The sequence below is a fragment of the Pseudomonadota bacterium genome (assembly GCA_039193195.1).
In the GTDB taxonomy this organism is placed as follows: domain Bacteria; phylum Pseudomonadota; class Gammaproteobacteria; order Steroidobacterales; family JBCBZW01; genus JBCBZW01.
The window spans coordinates 1-19170 of sequence record JBCCWS010000012.1 but is presented as its reverse complement, the minus strand read 5'-3'; the positions used below and the strand labels follow the sequence as shown (position 1 = coordinate 19170).

Here is a 19170-nt window from a genome sequence, read left to right as displayed (position 1 = left end):
GCGCGCCTGCTGATTAAGGCCGCTGCGTTCGCTGACTAGCGTAAAGCCTGCTTATCAGGTGCCGCATAGGCTGCGGCAGCCAACTCTGGGCGTTCGGGTATTCCGACCTTAATCATCGCTCGCCAGAGTTCTATCGCAGACGCGCAGTTGCCTAGCTCATTTGGGAGTTCAGGAGAGTTGGCGTAAAGTGAAACAACGCTACGGAGATGGTCGTCTATTCGCCGCGAGTCATGTTCGGAGTTGCACCAGAAGTGAACGCGTCCTTGCCAATCCGCTAAGTAATCGGGATCGGTCTTACGGGTCATCTCGAACGTTCTGGATTCTTGGTTGAACGGTTCTTGGCAACGACTCAGCAGTCCGATCCCGGTCTTGTAGAACGCTCCTGACTCTCGCCACCCGATTAGCGAGCTAACGTACGGAAATTGATCCCACGGAATGCACTTCCAGCGCAGACGCTGCAACACAGGTGACGCACCGAGACCTCTGCAAAAACCCACAAAGACCCTATTGGGGCTACGCATCGAACGCAGTAGATTTCTCCGCAAGCGACTGCTGAATCCACGCCCTCGTACGCTCGGGTGAGTCCAACCGGTCGCCATCTCGAAGACCTCGAAGGCACCATCAAGACAAGCAAGCGATGCAAGCCCACGTGCAATTTCTGGGTTTAGGAGTGGCTTGAGGCTGATGTGGCTTAGCAGCTCTTCTCCACTTGGATCGAAAAGAAGAGCGGTCGAGCCTCGCGAGACTCGCTCCTTCAGATCGGATGCTGGGTAGGGGATTAGATCGCGGTATTCGTGCCTTCGTATCTTCGTCAGCAAGGTTTCGACTGCGGCACCAACGTCTGGGACTGTCGTGCAGCTCTCGAATCCTTCAGGTGTATCAACATCCTCCAGCCGTAACAGCACTGGACGTCGCGCGTCTGATCTTGTATCGCGGAACGGCTCCACCTCCGCAAGCTCATCCAGTCGTCTAGTGATCCCTGCTCCTGTCTTGAGAGGTTCAGTCCCGACACCGGGGACGCGACCTTCCCAGTAAGAGTCATACAGGCGCTGGAAGTGAGTGAATACGTCGGCCCAACGTTGGTGATACGCAATACGCACGTGCCGAATGTAGGTGTTGGCATTGTCCTGCGAAACCTCGGGATCCATCAGGTAGAGCGCGGATCCCTCGAAAATCTGCAAGTTCCATATCGTTGTGCCTGAGGCCAAAATTAGCTCGCGCAGCTGGTAGTGGTTGCTGCTGAGACTTCGCGCCACGCTGGCCCGAATGCCAACGAGTCTCCCTGGCGAGACAACGGTGAGGCGACGCACGGGTTTCGAGCCGACTGATCTGTCCGCGATGAGGGTATCAACGGCCTGAAAGTACGCGAGCTTGTATTTCGCACCGGTACCAGTCTCCGGAGGGTCGAGCTGCAGAGACGTGAGCGACAGGCTCCTAGCTGCTCGAAGATCCTGCTCCATCGCTACGTAGGCATCCTGGCTTGTCAGGAAAGCCACGTCACTATAAAGCTGCTTGCTCATTGAGCTCCCGAAACTCTTCAGTTATCGAATACTGTTGCCCCGGGAGTCTTCTTCAGCGCTTCGAAGATTCTCTCGCGCAGGGCTCTCATCGCAGTCTGATCCGATGTATGTCCGCTCCAGTGAACAGGGGATTTCGCTCGAAGCACCTCGCTGTCGATCGACCTGCTGCCTATTTGAAGAGGAATGATGGCCTTGTTACCCACCCAGAAGTGTCCTAGCTCCATCGCTTGGTACTCCGATAGCTGGTCTTGACCCTCCTCTAGTATCATGATTTGGATAGAGGCTTGCCGCATTTCACTTGGTAGTCGAAGGGTCCAGTCCTGGTTCCGATAGTCATCGGCGCTGAGGTAGACCACAGATGTCGCGCGGGCACGATCAGACTCGGGTGCAGGCATCCAGCTCTCTATGAGCGACCTCAGTTCCTGCAGTCGGATCATTCCAGCCTCCCGCAGGTGTTGGTCTTCTCCTCTTGGGAAAGTATGCGAAATGAAGATGTTGTACCCGCTCGGCGGGGCGCCCCCGGGATCCGTGTAGGATCCATCGGTCCACATTCGATCAAATTCGCGTGAGAAGTGATCGTAGCGGTCATCATCGCGATCTAAGTGATTGACGATGATGTCCCATACCGACTGCTTGGAAGCAACTCTGAAGGGAGTAAACCCTTTGATGAGTAGATCCTTGAAGAAGTAGCTGATGCCACTCGGCATGGTCTGATAAAAGCGAAGAAAAACATTTACATCTTTGCCAAGATCTTGGATCGTTCGCGCGTAGGCGTTGACGTCACCGTCACCGAGATCTGCGGGTATTAGGCTGTGGTCGACGTGCTTGTTATCTCGAAGGGCACTGAAGATCTGCATCAATCCGAGCTTGATGTCCAGATTGTTGTCCTTTAGCTCACCCTCCCTGAGGCGAGACAGTTCGCAGAGAGGGTCTAGCAGAAGAATCTTGATCTCAGGTGAGTTCTCTTCGCTCCGGGGCTTGGCCACGGTGCCAAAGAGTTCGTCACCACACTTCTTTAACGACTGGCCAAAGGTCGTGAGTATGCGATAGTCCGTCCGCCGCTTCTGCATACCTTCTTCGGGCTCAGGCGGGTCATCGGGTTGTGCTAGCGCCCAGTGAAGCGCGTCTTTAAGTAGTTCCGGCCCGTCCGTCATGACACTCGCAAACAGCCCAAGCCTCGACTGGTAGGCGAGTTCGGCCAGTGAATCTTCCTCAAGCTTTACCTGCACTTCCTAGGTCCCCGTTGCGTTGTGAATACCCGGCGGTTCTGGGTGAGCGAGATCCGTCCGCATGCACGCTTTCCCAGAGCTAGCGCGGCATCTGTCAAGCTCGAGCACCGATTTCCCTCCTGAGAAGGCCCAAAAGTGCCGAGAGCTCTTCGGTCCCGAGTTCTTCCTGTTTAGTGCCTTGGGTGTGGCTGCCTTCGCATTTCAAGGAAGCTCGGAAGGCAAATGAGCTAGCAACAGAGTGCTGACGGAGTGTTACGCACGGACGCTAGCGTCCGCACGCTCCGGCCGAGCTCGTGTGCAGGGGTGTCGGTTGGCAGCGATTCTAAGGCGGGTCGAAGCCGGTACACCCGCATGCGATGCGCATGTCTTCTATTTATTCGGCAAAAAGCAAAAAGGCCGCTCGACGGCGGCCTTCGTGCTAGGCATTCGATAGGAGGCTGGCGGCTCCCGGCGCGAGAGAACTACCCGCGGCGACGGCGCATCATGCCCAAGCCGCCCAGTGCTGCGATGAGCATCCAAGCACTGGCGGGCAGTGGAACGGGCGTGAAGTCGATCTCGATGTACCAACCGTTTAGGTCGCCCGTGTCGATGAGGGCGTTGTCCGAGACCGTCAGGGTCCACACGCCGAGAAGATTTTCGCCGGCGAGGGCCGTTGTGACGTCTACGGGAGCGAAGATTCCCTGGCAGTCCAAGCCGACGATGTCATCGGTACCGCAGCCCGCGCCAGCGGTGTCCGCGTCAACGATCGAGCGGTCGGTGAAATAGATAAAGGACTGGCCATCGAGATTTGAACTGTCGAAGGCAGCATCACCGGAGGGGCGGTCCAGAAGGGTAATCTCGGTGCCTTCGGGCGAGGTCAGGGTGATGATCAGGTCGCCGATGAAGGTGTGGTCGAGACTGATCACCACCTCCACGTCTTCGATGAGCCCGCCCGATTCCGGCACAAACCCGAGCAGCGTATCACCCGCAATCGCTTCGATGGTGCTAGTGATCCCAGCCGGAGTGTTGTCGGGAATATCCAGGCCTAGCCCGACCTCGGTTTGGTAAAAGCCGGTGGTAACTGCGAATCCCGACAGCGGGAGCAGTAGTGCGGCTGCGGCGGCGCCGAGAGCGTTGAGTTTCACGATGGTCCGTCCATGGTTCTTATCGTACTGCGATGAGTTTACCGTGCCTGGGTGCGTAGTAAAGGTCTCCGTGTAAAAGATCCGCTGTGCTAAAAAGGCCACTGATTTTTATAGTTTTTTCCAGGTCAAACGCGTCTTGAGGATCGGCCGATTAGCTCCCCCAGTCGCCTGCGCGGCCTAGCGAGCGCAACTCGCTAGTCCCCCGCGCGCGCAGGAAGCCGCGCTAGAGTGAGCTCACAGCAACGTCCTCGCGTGCGCCTACAGGCTAGCCTCGACCCGAAGTTCGACCAAGTCACGGTCGGCGAACTGGCCGAAAAGACCGGTCGCGTCGCCGTGGAACTGTGCATGTCTGAGGGCCAGGGCGATACGGTCGTTAATCGCGTAGCGCAGGCCGAGGTCGATCATGCCGTCCCCCACCCTCAGGTCGCCTAGGTAGCGAAGCTGCACCTGCAGAGCGTCGTACCGCAGCTTGCGCCGGAGGCTGAGGGTGGCGATCCAATCCTCCTGCGGCCGCACCAGCCCGGGCGATGCGCTCACCACGCGATCGAGCAGCAATTGGGTGCTGGCCAGGATGCCGAAGGGCAGGTCGGCATCGAGGGCGAGACCCACCAGCCATTGATTCGCTCGCGTGGTGCTCAGATCCTGCTGCTGCGTGTCGCGCACGTTGAAGCGCCGTTGGGGCTGAAAGGCCAGCTCTGCGCGCATCACCACGCGACCCAGGCTGCTCTCCCAGGACGCACCCAGGAGGTCTTGGCGCGGAAACTGTCGCACGAGCAGTAAGGAAGATGCAGTCGCCGCGTCCGCTGGCGCTGCACGCAGTTCGCCGATCCCCTCGAAGTCGTGACCGCGCTTGGCGACGAAGGCAATCTCATGGACTCCAACTTGGCGCGAGGCGCGCGCGCCAAGCGTGAGATCGGACCATGGGTCTGGGAGATCGGAGCGGACTCCCACGCTCTCCGTTACCGAATCGCCCGAGAACCCGTAGCGCAGGCGCGGGGCGCGAAAGGCGAACCAGCCTCCCGGGTCGGCGATGTCGTGCACCGTGTTGTCCACCAGGGCCAACGCCTCGAAGCTCCAACGCGGTAGGTAGTGCGTGCTGTGTACTCCCCACTGGGGCAGGCGGCGGCGGGCGTCATCCAGCAGCAGAAAGCGGTGGAAATCGGCAGGGTGCACCTGATCCAGTACGCGAAGCCCATCGAGCTTGCCCCACACCACCTGCTGCTTGCCGAGCCGCACCTGCGTGCGCTCTCCCTGCCATTGTAGGTACAGGTCTCGCAACTCGAGGTTGGCGTGGGAGCCAAGGTCGATCGCACGATTCAGGTTGCTCGCGTGATCGAAGCGGCGCTCGTCGAAGTCGCGCGGGCGCAGCCTGCCGCTGGCGTCGCTCTCCACCCATGCGCTAGCCCGCAAGCTTAGAGACTCACGCCAGCGTACGGTGAACCCGCCTTCCAGCGTACTTAGGGTGGAGATACTCTGCGCTCGAGCGCTCGCGTGCTGGTAGGCCACGCGGGCCTGCAGCGATGTCTCCTCGATCGTCAGCGTGGCGGCAGTTGCGCTCGCCGAAGCCGCCAGCGACAAGACGACGAGGGTTGTTCGTGCTCCCTTTGGGCTCATGGATCGAGCTGTGCCTGCGACAGGTGGCGGAGCAGGCGCCGAGCGTCGAAGTAGCCCTCGTCCAGTTGTTCCGGATAGGTCACGTCGCGATAGGTGAATAGGGTGCTGTGTTGCTGCTGAAGGTGCTGCGCGTGAATCTCGAGTGCTGTCCAAATGCCGTCGATGCGCGCTTGGCGACGTACCTCGATGATCTTTAATGGGCGCAGCTCGGGGTCGAAGAACTCGATACTAATGGGCAGCCAGCTCTCGCCGTCGATGAGCGCTTCGATGCGTCCGTAGCCCAGTTGACGAGCGATCTGGGCGTTCACCGCGACCCCCGCCAATAGGTAGCGACCCGGCCCGGGGGACTCGAGCAACTCGAAGCGGTAGTCGGCGAGATCGAACTTCAGTTCGCTCTGCACGTCTTCGTAAGAGAAGTCGGTGCCGAGAAAGTGGTCGCCGCGTTCATTCGCCGGAATGCGTCTGACCTTTCGTGTGGCAGGCAGATACAGCCAACGCAGATCTTCACCGGACGATCCACGATCGTGACTCAGGAAAGAGGTGTGGCGCACAGCGCGAGGAGCGCTGTAGGTGATGCGCGTTTCGCGCTGTCCGTCAGCTGGGGTTCGCTTGAGTACGACGGCCTGTCGTTGCTTGGTGGCGCCGCGCCGGTCCGTGAGCGTCATATCGATGACTCGCCGCACGGCGAGCCCCTCCGGCCGCGCGGCCACCTGCTGGGCCACCCAGTCGCCGTCCACCTCGACCATCGCCCGTGCTGATGGAGCGGGGGTGATGCAGAGTCCGCCGAGGAGCAGGGCGATGAGACTGCTGGCGATTGCACGGCTTGGGCGCCTAGCGCCCGGGATCGGCGATCGAAGGCGCAGAAGGCCGTAGCAGGCGGGAATGACGATCAGCGCGAGCACGAAGCTCGCGAAGGCTGCCAGCGCGATCATCGCTCCGAAACGCTGCAAGGTAAGCAGATCGCTGGCCGTCAGTACGCAGAACCCGACGCCCAGCGCGGCCGCATTGAAAAAACAGGCGCGAGCGGTCGGGGGCACCGCTTCGCGCAGCACCAGGTCGAGCGCTTGCCCATGGCGCTTGCCTGCTGCGCGAAGGCGCACGATCAGATGAATCGCGAAGTCCACCCCCAGCCCGACGGAGATGGCGGCGAACATGCTGGTCGCAGGCTCCAGGTACACCTGCAGGCTCGCCATCACCGCGTAAAGCAGGAGGATCGTAAGGCTCACGGGCGCGACGGCGAGCACTCCGATGCCGACAGAGCGTAGGAGCAGCACCGCCGTTAGCGTCACCAGCAGCAGAGATAGCAGAACGCCCACCACGTGGGTCGCCTGAAGACGATGCATCCAGTGGTAGGTGAGGTTGACGTTTCCGCCGAGTCGTGCGGAGAGCTGGGCGTCGTTGAAGTGGTCTCGTAGGTAGCGATCGATGGACTCCACGGCATCGCGGGTACGCGAGTAGTGGGAGGCGTCCAGGGCAATACGGATTAGGGCTCGCGTGCCCGTACTGTCGATCTCCTCTTCGAAGTCGGTCGGATCCCCTGATGCCTCGTAGACCAGCAGGTACTGCGCGATGGCATCTTCCTCGTCGGGCAGGGAACGGGGCTGGAGGGCCCGCCCGCCGGTGCCGCCCACGTCCACCAGCAGCGCCTGGTGAAGCAACGATAGATAGTCGACGATCGACACGCTGATCCGTACGTGCGCCTGCGCGTCGATGTACCGCTGCAGCTGTGCGATACGCTCCATGGCGCTCGTTCTCAGCAAGCCGCCGGTCTCGCTCGCCTCGACGAGCACGTCGAGGAACGCGGTGCCCGCAAAGGTCTCGTTGATGAATTCATCGGCGATACGCACGGGATCATCCGGGGCGAAGTTCTCTACCTGCGAGCGGTCAAAGCGCAGGCTGCTCGCTTGCCATCCACCGATCGTGATGGCCATAAGCACCAGGAGCAGCGTTGCTTTAGGCCGTCGAGCAGCGCTCTGGCTAACCCGCAGCCACCAGTTACCGAGTCCGCCTGACGAGGGCTCGCCGCGGAACACCGCGCTCGGCAGTGGCCGCAGCACAACTAGGAGGTTCGGCAGCGTGAGCATGGAGAACACCCAGGCTAGGAACACGCCTAGGGCTGCATACCAGGCAAAGTATGTGATCGGCGGCATGATGGACGTGAGCGCGATGCCTGCAAAGCCGGCCATCGTCGTGATCGTTGTGAGGGTAATGGGCTTGGCCATGACGTTCATGGTCTCGACCACCAGCTCGCGCGTGCGTTGCGGTGACGCGCTCGCACGTAGGGCGTAGAAGTGCGACAGGATGTGGATCGCATCGGCAACTGCTATCGCCACCAGGATCACGGGTAGAGCGTTGGTGATCGCGAAGTACGGCACCCCATTCCAAGCCATCACGCCCATCGCGCCCACGGTCGCGCCTGCGATTACCACCAGCGGTGCTATCAGCGCCTGCACGCGGCGGAAGGCCAGGTAGAGGAAGCCGAGGACGACCAGAAACACCAGTGGCTGCATCGCCTTCGCATCCTTATCGATGCGGTCGCTGAGGATTGCGCTCACCGCCGCCGGGCCGGCGATGTGGAAGCGGATTCCGTCGGTCGCGTAGTCCTCGATCAACTCCTGCAGATTCGCGTAGGTCTGCGTGGCAAGGTCATCGTCCATCAGCTCGAACAGCACCATCGCGCCGCGCTCATTCCAAGACACCAGCGTGCCTTGGTGCGGGGGCATCTGCCGCCAGCGCCCGCGGCTGTCGGTGGCGCTGAGCTGGTTGATGGGCGTGGCCAGTAGGTACCGGTCGACGTGTAGGGCCTGTGCAGTGCCGCTGATGCTCGACTCGGTCGCGAGAGACACCACGCGGTTCGCCACTACGTTGTCTAGCCCTTCGACAGCACGTGTCAGGCGCTCAACCAGTGCCAGCACCTGTGGTTCGAAGACGGATCGCCCCTGCTCCACCTCCACCGCCAGCGCCATGGGGTCGCCCACCGCGAAGGTGGCATCGATCTCGCGGTCGGCGAGGAGTGAGGGATGATCTGGCGGCACGAAGGCCTCTAGGGAGACGTCCTTGTGCAGGTGCGTGAGGCCAACGCCAGACCACACCAACCAGCCCGCGCTGAGCAGGAGCACCCATCGGGGTCGTGAAGTTAAGGTTTCGAATAGGGAGCGTCGCTGGTGCAGCCGTTGCGACGTCATCTGGTCGCCTCCCACGCTCTAGTCTCCGTCCCGACTGACCGGCGCTCGAGCATTGATCCCGTCTTAGTCATCATCTCTTCCCTAAGCAAGTCGTGGAGCCAGGGGGGCGCAGGCGCCCTTAGGAGAGGTACGAGGGACTGCGGGAAAGTGATCTACGGGGGCGTTGGGTGGCTAGGTGAAAGACGGCAGGAAGCGATCCGCGGAAATTCGTTCAGGCGCAAAACCGGCCTTGATCAGAAAGAGCTGAGTGGCGTCGACCAGACCCGGGGGGCCGCACAGGTAAGCATCAGCCTGCTCGAAGCCAGCCGTAAGCAGAGGCAGGTGATCAAAGAAGTGCCCGCGCAGCCCACGCCAACTGCTCGGACGCGGCTCGCGCGATAGCACATTGACGAAATCAAAGCGCGTACCCGCCGCCCATCGGTCGACGATCGGATCCAGATAGCGTCGGTGAAACAGGTGCTGCTGATCACGTGCGGCGTACGCCACGCGCACGGGCGGCTGCTCGGCAGCTGGCCGGCTCGCGAGCTCTTCAAGCATCGCCAGCACCGGGGCCAACCCCGTGCCGCCCGCGAAGTAGAGTGCGGGGCGATGGGTGTTGCGCATGACGAAATGGCCGAATGGTCGGCTCACTCGGACGGCGGACCCAATGCGATTGGCGCTGCTCAACCAGTCACCCAACTGCCCACCGGGAAACAAGCGTACGAAGAAGCGCAGCCCGCCGTCACCGCGGCAGGCGTTGGCGAAGGAGAAGCATCGGGGCGAGATGACGTTTGGCACCTCGAGGCGTGCGTACTGACCGCCGCTGTAGCCACGCGCGTGGGCGTGATCGAGCGCGACTTCTACCAAGCAGACAAGTGGCGTCAGCTGCTCTACACCGGAGATCACGCCGTCGATATCCGCATCTTCCGGTCCTAGTCCAGCGAAGAGGCGATCGCTGTCCACCGTGAGATCGCTCTCGAGTTCGCTGCGGCATGCGAGAACATGACCTTGACTCTGCTGCTGTGCATCGAGCACGCCAGAGAAGCTCGTGAGGGCTCGGACCGTTCCACGCGTCACGCGGCAGCGGCAGCTGCCGCACAGGCCGACGCGGCAGCCGTTCGGCCAGTCGAGCCCTGCCTGCAGTCCAGCCTGCAGCAGGGTTTGGCCAGGAGCTACGTCGAACTCAGTGCCGTTGGTCAGGGTGACGCGGCGGTGGAGAGTGGATTTGAACTTTGACATGACTGGGGGCTTTCGAAGCGCGGGCCACAGCTTAGCAGGGCGCCGAGCGCAGTCTGCTATCCAGTTCGCTCGGTTGCCGCGTCGATCGCTGTGGGTCGGCCTGTCGCGCCAAGTCGTCCCCGATCACTTCGGGCAATGGAAGACGCGAGACGAAGGGTAGTTGTGCGGTTAGCGGCCGATCGGACCCTCGGCTTGAGGTGTCCGAGCCCCATGGGGGCGACGTAGGGCTGAAGTAGCCATCATCACGTAAGGCGATGCTGGTCATCGGCAGGCAGTGGCTCCATTGGGGGGACGCGCTGCGTAGAAGATCGTCGTCTGCGAGACCCCATGGGTGTTGCCGGAGGGTCTCGCAGGAGCGTGCGGGCTCACTCCTTTCCTGCGCCCGGACGGCACCCGTCTGGGCGATCAGCGGGCTGATCGTGAAAGCTGCTGAGCTATTGCGGGTCATCGGTGACGCTTTGGCAGTGCTCGAGTCTTACGTCAACGCAGTGGCGATGGGGTCGGTCGAAGGGGCCGAGTGGAGACCTCGCCTGCGGGTATGGTCCAATCGACGGCGCAGGCAGGATCGGCCTCGAGTGGCGGTAGCCCCAGGTCTCCGGCGCCCACCCGTTGGAAGATCGAATGTCGTGACGACGCAATTCTTGAGCCCAGGGTCCCGCTGGGTCTACGCGGCCAAACCGCAGAGCTGGCCGAAGCTCCTAGTGCCCATGGCGTTCGGTCAGGGGCTCGGTGCCTACGTAGGAGGAGGCGTGAGCGCCGCGGCGCTCTGCTTCGGTCTGCTGTTCGTCATCGCTGATCTCCTGTACATCGTCTTTTTGAATGACTGGGGCGATGCAGCGGTCGATCGCATCAAGCGCGAAATGTTCCCCGACGGCTGCTCGGCGAAGACCATTCCCGACCGCATTTTGCCGGGTCGTGCCTTGCTCATCGCAGGCGTCGCCGCAGGGGGGTGTGCTCTTGTCGTAGGCTTTGTCTTCGAAGGGTGGCTGGCACGCCCGGGCCTTGGCCTCGCAGGCGGCACGGCGCTTGCGATCTTCTGGGCGTACACCTTGCCCCCCGTGCGCCTGAACTATCGAGGCGGAGGTGAGGTGCTCGAGGCCCTCGGCGTTGGCGCCGTGCTGCCATGGATGAATGCCTACGCGCAGGCGGGGGAGCTCTGGAGCTCGACCTATCTGCTGCTTGGCCCGTTCATCGTGCTTTCCCTTGCGAGTGCTCTCGCGAGCGGGCTCTCAGATGAGCGCAGTGATCGCCGGGGCGGGAAGCGCACCGTGGCGAGCACCGTGGGGAATCAAGCCACGAGGCGGCTTGTGGAAGCCCTGCTAGCGGTGGGCGCGATCGGTTGGCTTTGCTCACCGTGGTGGATGCCGCAGCGCGTGCCCTGGGCGGTAACGGCGTTCGGGGCAGCAGTGGTGTTCGCTTTCGTGCCCCGCTTGCTCTCCCGGACCCGAGGTGCGGTCACTGATGCGTTTCGCGAGCAGGGTCGGTATAAGCTAGAGCTTCACCGCGCGATCTGGTGGAGCGCGACGATCATGGCCGCGATACTCGCGGCACTAGCTGAGCTGAGATGACGGCGATGGCAACCGATGGAGGCGCGCTCGATGCGTGGCTAGATGAAGAAGTAGGCGAGCGGGTGTCGCTCTGCCCGGGGCGCTCACACCCCACGTCCTTTGCGGTGCTGTGGCAGACCTTGGGTCTCGAGGCTGCCCACGCCGTCGCCTTGTATCGGCAGACGGAGCGAGTGGTGCGCGCCATCGCCATGCACTTTCCCGAAAATGTGTTTTGGGACCTCGACCTCATCGTGCAGGCGCTCGCTGATCGCGCGAGTGTCGATGCCACGGAGGCAATGGGCGATCGCCTCGTCGCGCTGATAGACGGCTTCGGAATGCACTCGGTGATCCGCTTCCGCTACGTGCATGATTTCACCTATGGATTCGATTGGGCAAAATGGGTGGCTAAGGCACCCGGACGCCGGGCCCATATCGGGCCTTTCGATGAGGGCTTTTTGACCTACCTGGAGCGCAGGCGCCAGGAGCTGCAAGAGCTGATCGCGCAGGATGATGCGAAGTACGGACGCCTGCGCGACGAGCGCCCACGTAACCCCTTCGGATTTTCCCGGGAGCCCCAGGACGAGCGCCTCCTACACGAGATGCTGGCCGAGCGTGGGCAGATTCCCGTCCCTACATGGGATCGACTCGGGCGTGCGCAGTGGGGCGCTCGCTTCGCTGAACACCGGGCGGAGTTGGCTGCGGAGCTTGGCATTGCGAAGTGATCGGCGGCATCGCGCTGCCGCGTGGCTTGTGCTCGCGTGCGCCTAGGCGAGTGGGTGCGCGCCGCGCGCCCAGCGGCACAGAGTAACATCGCTCCTTCCTTGATCTTCGGCCAGGTGCTAGCGCTACCGGCACCTACGCGGTTCTCTTGGATCATCTTCGCGTGGTTGCTGCTCTTTGCGCTGCTCGATCAGCTCTACATCGTCTTCGCCAACGACGTCGCCGACGTCGAAACAGATCGCCACAACCGAACGGCCACGCCCTTCTCCGGCGGTAGCCGAGTGCTCGTCGACGGGCATCTCTCCGGCCGAGCTCTTGCGATCGCGGCCATCGTGTGCGCGGCGCTGCTGGTGTCGGTTGCGGGCGTGCTGGCCAGCGCTTACTCGCGCGTCCTAGCGCCAATTTTCGCAGGCCTCGCCGTCTTGTTGCTTTGGGCCTACAGCTATCGACCGCTGCGCCTGTCTTACCGGGGGGGCGGCGAACTACTGCAGATGGTGGGCTTAGGCGTGGTACTGCCGACGTTCGGCTACTACGCCCAGGCCGGCACGCTGGGCGGGTTTCCCTGGCCGCTGCTTCTCGCCACGCTTCCCCTCCAGCTGGCAGGGGCTATCGCCACGGCCCTACCCGATCAACCGAGTGATGCCCATAGCGCAAAACGAACCCTAGCCGTGCTCCTCGGGCAGGGCCCTGCGCAGCGTCTCGCGCTCGTGCTTCAGGGGATAGGCATCGCCGCCTTCATCGCCGTCTCTCCCTTCGGCGCTAACGCGCTCACAACCTGGGCCGTGATCGCCGGTCCTGCCATGTTCGCCGTCGCTCAGTGCGTCTCGCCCAGGGCCACACCTGGTCGACGCTCGATGCTGGTCCGCGTGTTCCTTATCCTAAGTGCGAACGCGGCAATGACCTTGGGTATTTCCCTCGCCATACTCCGCCAACTCGAGGTGTGGTAACCACGCCAGGCGCGGTCGATCATTGGGCCATACCGCTGAGCACCACGTTCACTCGGTCGCCGTCCTCGAGCGTCAAGCCTGCCGCCGCGCAGTCCCAGCGACCGTCCTCTGCGAGGCGTGCGATCACGTTCTGCCCACTGGTGAGGTTGATGCAGTTGGCGGTGGCATCTATCACGCCAATGACGCGGCCCGACAGCTGTGCACGGAAGTTATTGCCGATTGCAATCAGCCTCAGCTCATCACCTTCGCCAGCGGAGAAGGGCGCCGTGCTGGCGCAGAACACCTCAGCGGACAGGCCTTGGCCTGGCGAGGGGATGAATACAGTTTGAGGATCCGTTAGGTTTAGGCAAAGGGCACCTAGGGTGGCCAGGCCCTCGACGGAGAAGCTCACCTGCGATGGGCGTCCGTAGACTACGTAGGCCTCCCCTGCGCTGGCTTGGCCTGCAGGATCGGCAGCGAAGGCGCCGATGGCGAGGTCATCGGTACCATCACCGTTGATGTCGCCGACTCCGCCGATTGCGTAGCCCGATCGGTCCACGCCATCGATGCCCTCGAGCACGAAGCCGGCACTGCCCTCGGCTTGGGCCAGCGTATCCAGGGCGAAGACACCCGGAAAGGCTCGGCGCGTGCCGAACACGACGTAGGTGCGGCCGACGAAGGTGTTACCGCCCACGTCAGCCGCTGAGTCACTGACGATGACATCTGCAAGGCCGTCGTTATTGACGTCTCCCACGGCGTTCGCGCGATCCACGCCCATCCCGCTAAGCAGGGCCCCCTCACTGCCATCGCCGGTGGTGAGGCGTTCGAGTTCGAACTCGGCGGGGAACCCGGACGGGTTGCCGAGTAAGAGGTAGGCACCGTCTTCTTGGGAGATGATCAAGTCGCTCACGCTGTCGCCGTTGAAGTCGCCGACTTCGGTGAGGAACTCGCCGACGCGCTCGCCGTTCGCACCGCGGAAGACCGTGCCAACGCTGCCGTCTCCGGCGGCGATGTCCGCGAGATCGACGACTGGCGTGAAGCCTTGGGTCGTCCCGTAAAGGAGGTAGGCCTCGCCGTTGGTGCTCCCCGAGAAGGGGCCGCCGATCAGTACGTCGTCCACGCCATCGTCGTTGACATCGCCCGCGCTTCCCACGCCGACGCCGACGCTACCGAAGCTGTCGACCGGCGCCCGGATGGCGAAGCCACGGGTGCCGTCTCCGCTGCCGAGCAGCGCCAAGGGGAAGTTCGCCGGGAAGCCTTGCCGGCTACCGAAGACGACGTACGCTCCCCCGGTATTGACGATCAGGCCTTGGTCGATGCCGCTGGCGCCGATAACCAGGTCATCCACGCCATCACCGTTGATGTCTCCCGCACCGCTGACCGCATCTCCCGCGTAGTCGCCGATCTCAATTCCGAGCATGGCGAACCCGTTGCTGCCGTCGAGGCTCGGCAGATCGACGCTGGGAGGAAAGCCGCTCTCGTTACCGAACACCACGTAGGCCACGCCGGAGTTGGGCGGTAGACCGTCGGCCTGCTCGCCGGGCGAACCGATGACCAGGTCCTCATGCCCGTCGCCGTTGATGTCCCCTGCGGCGTTAACCGCGGCGTAGCGCCCGACGTTACTTATACCGTTGATCACGAAGCCGGTGCTGCCGTCGCCGTCGGCGAGCGCTGAGGGGTTGAACTCGCTGGGGAAGCCCTGGTCGGAGCCGAATACCACGTAGGCCTGACTGGGCTGGTTGGCGACGAAGTCCTCGTTGTCGGTCGCGACGATGAAGTCGTCGATGCCATCGCCGTTGAGGTCGCCAAGGCCGGCCAGGCCCACCCCGAGTTCGTCGTAGACCTCTGCCCCGTTCAGGACGAAGCCGCCGCTACCGTCCCCGGCCGCCAGGTCCCCTAGGTCGATGACCGGTGCAAAGTCCTCGGCGGTGGCGCCGCTCGCTGCACCGAGCGCGCCGAGGGCGACCACGCAGAGTCGAGTTCGGCCGCGGGGGATTGACGCCCCTTGGGCTAACGCTTGGCGCACGCAGCGCAGGAGGGCGAGATTGGAGTTCGTGGACTGCAGCAGCATCGCGAGCTACTCCTTTAGCAAGTCGGTCTGAGATACCGCGAGGGTATCCCGGGAACGTCATTGATCGAAGGAGTACGGGCGATGACCGTTTGCCCCTGCCAGGGGCATTCCTAGGTCCGGCGGCGGTGGCGAGACCGTGATTGGTCGGGGATCGCTCTACCAGAAGATGTTGTCCAAACGCTCGAACTCTAGCTGGCTGCCGTCCTCGTAGGTGATCGTACCGCTAGCGTCGCCATCGAGATTGATCGTGCCTGCATCTAGATCGTAGTCGAGGGTCTCACCGCCGACCTCGATCGTCCACGGGGTGTCATCGCCACCGGCAGGTACCTCCAGCTCCACCGCGTCCCAGCCGGTGCCGCCGTCGAAGCTGTTGGTGCCCGAGTCCATGGTGAAGAATTGGTAAAGATCGTCGCCGCCAGCACCTTCCACCGTATCGTCGCCCGCGCCACCGGTGAAGGTCTCGTCGGCGTCACTGTCGCGCGTCACATCGACCGCGAAGGCCTGCGACGAGCTGCTCCCATCGGCCGAGGTGGCGGTAATCTGGAGCTCCACCGAACTGCCCCCGAGCTCGCGCGCGGCATCGACGTCGGCCACGATGACCTCACCGGTCTGCGCGTCGATAGCGAAGGCGTCGTTGGGGTTTTCCGTCAGAGTGTAGGTGACATCGTCGGAGCTGTCGCCGTCGGAGGCCGCGGCGGTGATGCCCACGCTGTCCCCCGCGGCCACGCCCTCCTGCTCCTCCCACACGAATGCTTGGGCCGGATGCTCGTGCTCCACCTCTAGCTGCACCAGGGAGACATTGTCGATGTGGGCGCCGTAGCTGTCCGAGTCTTCGCTCGACTCCATGAACATCAGCTGGTCAGTGCCGTCCGAGCCGGTCACCTCGAAGGTCACGGTCTCCCACTGCGTGGAGTCCGGGGTGACTTCCATCACTAGTTCGCCGTTCCAATACACCTCCACCGTGTTGGTGTCTTCGGCGGTGCTCGGGCGCTGGCGCAGGTCGAAGCTGACCTGATGCACTTCGCCCTCGGCGACGTCGACGTTCTGATAGATGCCCTCGGCGCCGCCGCGGTTGGCGTCCAGCTCGATGGACACTTGGCCGTCGCTCGCTTCGGTGCCAGAGAAGCCTGACTCCCACAGCTCGGTGCGGCCGACCGTCTCCCACCCATCGAGCTCCGTGACCTGGGTCCAGTTGTGTACCGACTCACTCTCGAAGCTGCCGTTGATCAATAGGTTGTCACCGCCGGCGCTGACCTCGACGGGAGTAACGGTCAGTTCCGCCCCGGAACCATCCGCCGGCGGAGTCAGCGTGAGATCGCTCGCCTCGTCTGCGCTCACCAGCCAGGTGCCGTCGCCCTGATCATGTCCGGCGGAGAGGCTCGCACCTTCTGGCACGCCCTCGACCACGAAGTGCAGCTCGCTGCCCTCGACGACCGAAGCCGGCACGTCGATGCCGATCGCTACGCTCTGGGGCACCTCGCTCGCGACGTGGGTCACGTCGATGGAGTTCCGTGCGTCGTCGCTGTCGAGCACAGGGGAGAGGTCGAACTCATCGTGGTCGGTGATCGCGATATCGAAGGTCTGGCTGGAGCTCGAGCCGTCCTGCGAGGTAGCGGTCACCTCGATCCGCATCAACTGGGCGGACTCAAAGTCGATCGCGTCGCTGTCGGCAACAGTCACTAGCCCCGAATCTGGGTCGATGGCGAAGGCACCGCCCGCGTTCTCGCTCAGGGAGTAGGTGACGGCGTCGCCGATATCGCCATCGACGGCGCGGGCCACGATGCCGACGCTAACGCCTGTGCCGGCATTCTCCGAGACGCTGTTGCCATCTCCATCGCTGTCCGTGACGGCGCCGACGCTGCTGGTGGGGTCGCCGCCGCCCGGGGCTCCGGCAGCGCCTGCATCCGCGGTGTCGTCTGCCCCGCTGCGGTCGGCCACGTGGACCGTGATGGTCTGCGCTTCCACTTCACCGTTATCATCGGTGGCGACGATCTCAAGATCGTAGGAGGACTGGGCTTCGTAGTCGACGGTGGCGCCGTCCTTCACCTGCAGTTTGCCGTCGACGATCTCGAAGGGTGACTCCGCGTCGGCAAGCGCGTAGCTCACCGACCCGCTGGCGCTGTCGGTCGCGGCGAGCACGCCCACCACTTCCCCGCCTGCGGCGCCCTCTTCGATCACGAGCATCTCGTTGCCGTCGCTGTCGAAGCTCTGCACGCGGATGTTGTCGATACCGTAGGATTCATCACGCAGGGACTGGTGCAGGGTGCTGCCGAAAGCGAGGGCCATGACACCTTCTTCCGGCGCCTCGATGGTGATGGTGATCTCATGCACCTGGTCGGCCCAGCCCGAGTAGCCCATCTGTACGGACTCTTCGGAATCGATCGTGTACGTCACTCCATCCGAGCCGCCTTGGCGGTCCACGTCGGTGGGACGGCTGCTGCTCTCGTGGGTGAAGCTCTCCTCGAGCACGCGCTCGCCGTTGACGTCGACGAGGAACGACTCCATGCCCGCGTCGGGACCCCAATAGCCAGCATCCCAGCTGTCGATCTCATAGAAGTCGAAGGTGACTGTGACGAACTCGGCATCGTCGGCGACACCGAAGTCCTTGGTGGTGGCCTCAGCCCCGTCGGCGGAACCAAAGCGACCTAAGAAAGCACCGAAGCCGGAGTCGCCTTCGCCAGTCGTAGCATCGTTGGACCAGCCAGAGGCGCCATCGTCGAAGGTCTCCGTCTCTGCGCTGACCGTGAACAGCCCTTCGGACTCGTTGCCCACCTCGATGTTGAACAGCTGCTTGGTTGCCGAGCCATCCTCGGAGGTGGCGGTGACTTCGATCTGCAGGCTGGCGTTCGACTCGTAGTCGATCGCCGACGGATCGGCGACGGTCACCTCGCCGGTACTTGCATCGATCGCAAAGGCACCGCCCGCGTCGTCGCTGAGGCTGTAGCTAACGCTGCTATCGGTGCTGTCGCCGTCGGAGGCGAAGGCCGTCACGCCGACCGTGTCCCCGGCCGAGGCGTTCTCGGAGATGAAGTTGGCCGCCTCGTCCGTATCGCCCACGGCGGAGACGTGGAATTCGTTCTGATCGGTGAGCGCGATATCGAAGATCTGCTCACTGGAGGAACCGTCGGCGGAGCTCGCCGTGACCTCGATCTGCATCGTGTTGCCGGACTCGAAATCGAGCGCGGTGCTGTCGTTAACCGTGACCACACCGGTGTTCGCATCGATGGCAAAGGCGTCGTTTGGGTTAGCACTGAGGGAGTAGGTCACCTCGTTATTGACTCCGTCCGCATCGCTTGCGAAGGCGGTGATACCGACGGCGGTGCCATTGCCAGCGCTCTCGGAGAGCGTACTGGCTGCGCCGTCCGTGTCGCTCACGGACGAGGTGTCATATTCGTCGACGTTGGCGATATCGATCTCAAAGCGCTGGGTTGAGGTGGAGCCATCCTGCGAGGTGGCAGTGACTTCGATCTGCATAGACTGGGCCGATTCGAAGTCCAAACCCGCCGGATCTGCAACAGTCACTTCGCCCGTAGTTGGATCGATCGCGAAGGTACCGCTGGGGTTTTCACTCAACGAGTACTCGATGCCGTTCGCTGAACCGTCGGCGTCATCGGCGATGGCTGTAACACCGACGTAGTCTCCGACGGAAGCGTCTTCGGCGATTGAATTTGCCGCACCATCGTGGTCACTGACTGGAGAGACGTCGAACTCGTTGCTATCCGTGACCGCGATATCGAAGGTTTGCGCCGACGAGGATCCGTCTTGCGAGGTAGCGGTCACTTCGATCTGCATTGACTGAGCTGATTCGAAGTCCAAGCTCGCCGGATTTGCAACAGTGACTTCGCCCGTAGTCGGATCGATGGCGAAGGCCTCATGTGGGTTTTCGCTCAGGGAGTACGCGACGCCGTTAGCGGAGCCGTCGGCGTCGTTGGCGAACGCCGTCACGCCGACCGAGTCGCCTATGGAGGCACTCTCGGCGATGGAATTGGCAGCGCCATCCCCGTCACCGACTGCGG

Annotated in this window: 11 protein-coding genes; 3 read left to right on the top strand and 8 right to left on the bottom strand. The window is 62.9% G+C overall.

Going from position 1 to position 19170, the window contains the following annotated elements; genetic code table 11:
- Positions 1-35: 35 nt before the first annotated feature.
- The 6 genes from AAGA68_11950 to AAGA68_11925 form a co-directional block, all read right to left on the bottom strand.
- Positions 36-1520, bottom strand: a complete 1485-nt coding sequence (locus AAGA68_11950; protein ID MEM9385767.1) for a hypothetical protein — start codon at positions 1518-1520, stop codon at positions 36-38.
- Positions 1521-1537: 17 nt separating this feature from the next.
- Positions 1538-2749, bottom strand: a complete 1212-nt coding sequence (locus tag AAGA68_11945) for a hypothetical protein (GenBank protein MEM9385766.1) — start codon at positions 2747-2749, stop codon at positions 1538-1540.
- Positions 2750-3210: 461 nt separating this feature from the next.
- Positions 3211-3873, bottom strand: coding sequence for a proprotein convertase P-domain-containing protein (locus AAGA68_11940; protein ID MEM9385765.1), 663 nt, complete (start codon positions 3871-3873; stop codon positions 3211-3213).
- Positions 3874-4131: 258 nt separating this feature from the next.
- The gene (locus AAGA68_11935; GenBank protein ID MEM9385764.1) at positions 4132-5487 is read right to left on the bottom strand and encodes a DUF1302 family protein; all 1356 of its coding nucleotides are present in this window, start codon (positions 5485-5487) and stop codon (positions 4132-4134) included.
- A complete protein-coding gene (locus AAGA68_11930) occupies positions 5484-8672 on the bottom strand; it encodes an outer membrane lipoprotein-sorting protein (GenBank protein ID MEM9385763.1) in 3189 nt (1062 codons plus the stop codon). Before AAGA68_11930 ends, AAGA68_11935 begins: the two co-directional genes overlap by 4 nt.
- Before the next feature lie 171 nt (positions 8673-8843).
- Positions 8844-9890 carry a 2Fe-2S iron-sulfur cluster binding domain-containing protein gene (locus AAGA68_11925; protein ID MEM9385762.1) on the bottom strand — a complete coding sequence of 349 codons (1047 nt, stop codon included), beginning with the start codon at positions 9888-9890 and terminating at the stop codon, positions 8844-8846.
- A gap of 626 nt (positions 9891-10516) precedes the next feature.
- Between AAGA68_11925 and AAGA68_11920 the strand changes: the two genes are divergently transcribed.
- The 3 genes from AAGA68_11920 to AAGA68_11910 are packed head-to-tail and all read left to right on the top strand — an operon-like array spanning position 10517 to position 13104.
- Entirely contained in the window at positions 10517-11458 is a 942-nt protein-coding gene (locus AAGA68_11920; protein MEM9385761.1) for a prenyltransferase, read from the top strand.
- A 5-nt stretch (positions 11459-11463) separates the two neighbouring features.
- Entirely contained in the window at positions 11464-12159 is a 696-nt protein-coding gene (locus tag AAGA68_11915) for a ferrochelatase (GenBank protein MEM9385760.1), read from the top strand.
- A gap of 21 nt (positions 12160-12180) precedes the next feature.
- Positions 12181-13104, top strand: a complete 924-nt coding sequence (locus tag AAGA68_11910; GenBank protein MEM9385759.1) for a prenyltransferase — start codon at positions 12181-12183, stop codon at positions 13102-13104.
- Between the two features lie 19 nt (positions 13105-13123).
- On the opposite strand, the gene AAGA68_11905 is transcribed toward AAGA68_11910, so the two are convergent.
- Entirely contained in the window at positions 13124-15154 is a 2031-nt protein-coding gene (locus tag AAGA68_11905) for a hypothetical protein (GenBank protein MEM9385758.1), read from the bottom strand.
- A 156-nt stretch (positions 15155-15310) separates the two neighbouring features.
- Positions 15311-19170 (bottom strand): cadherin domain-containing protein (locus tag AAGA68_11900; protein ID MEM9385757.1); only part of this gene is annotated, 3860 nt, incomplete at its 5' end.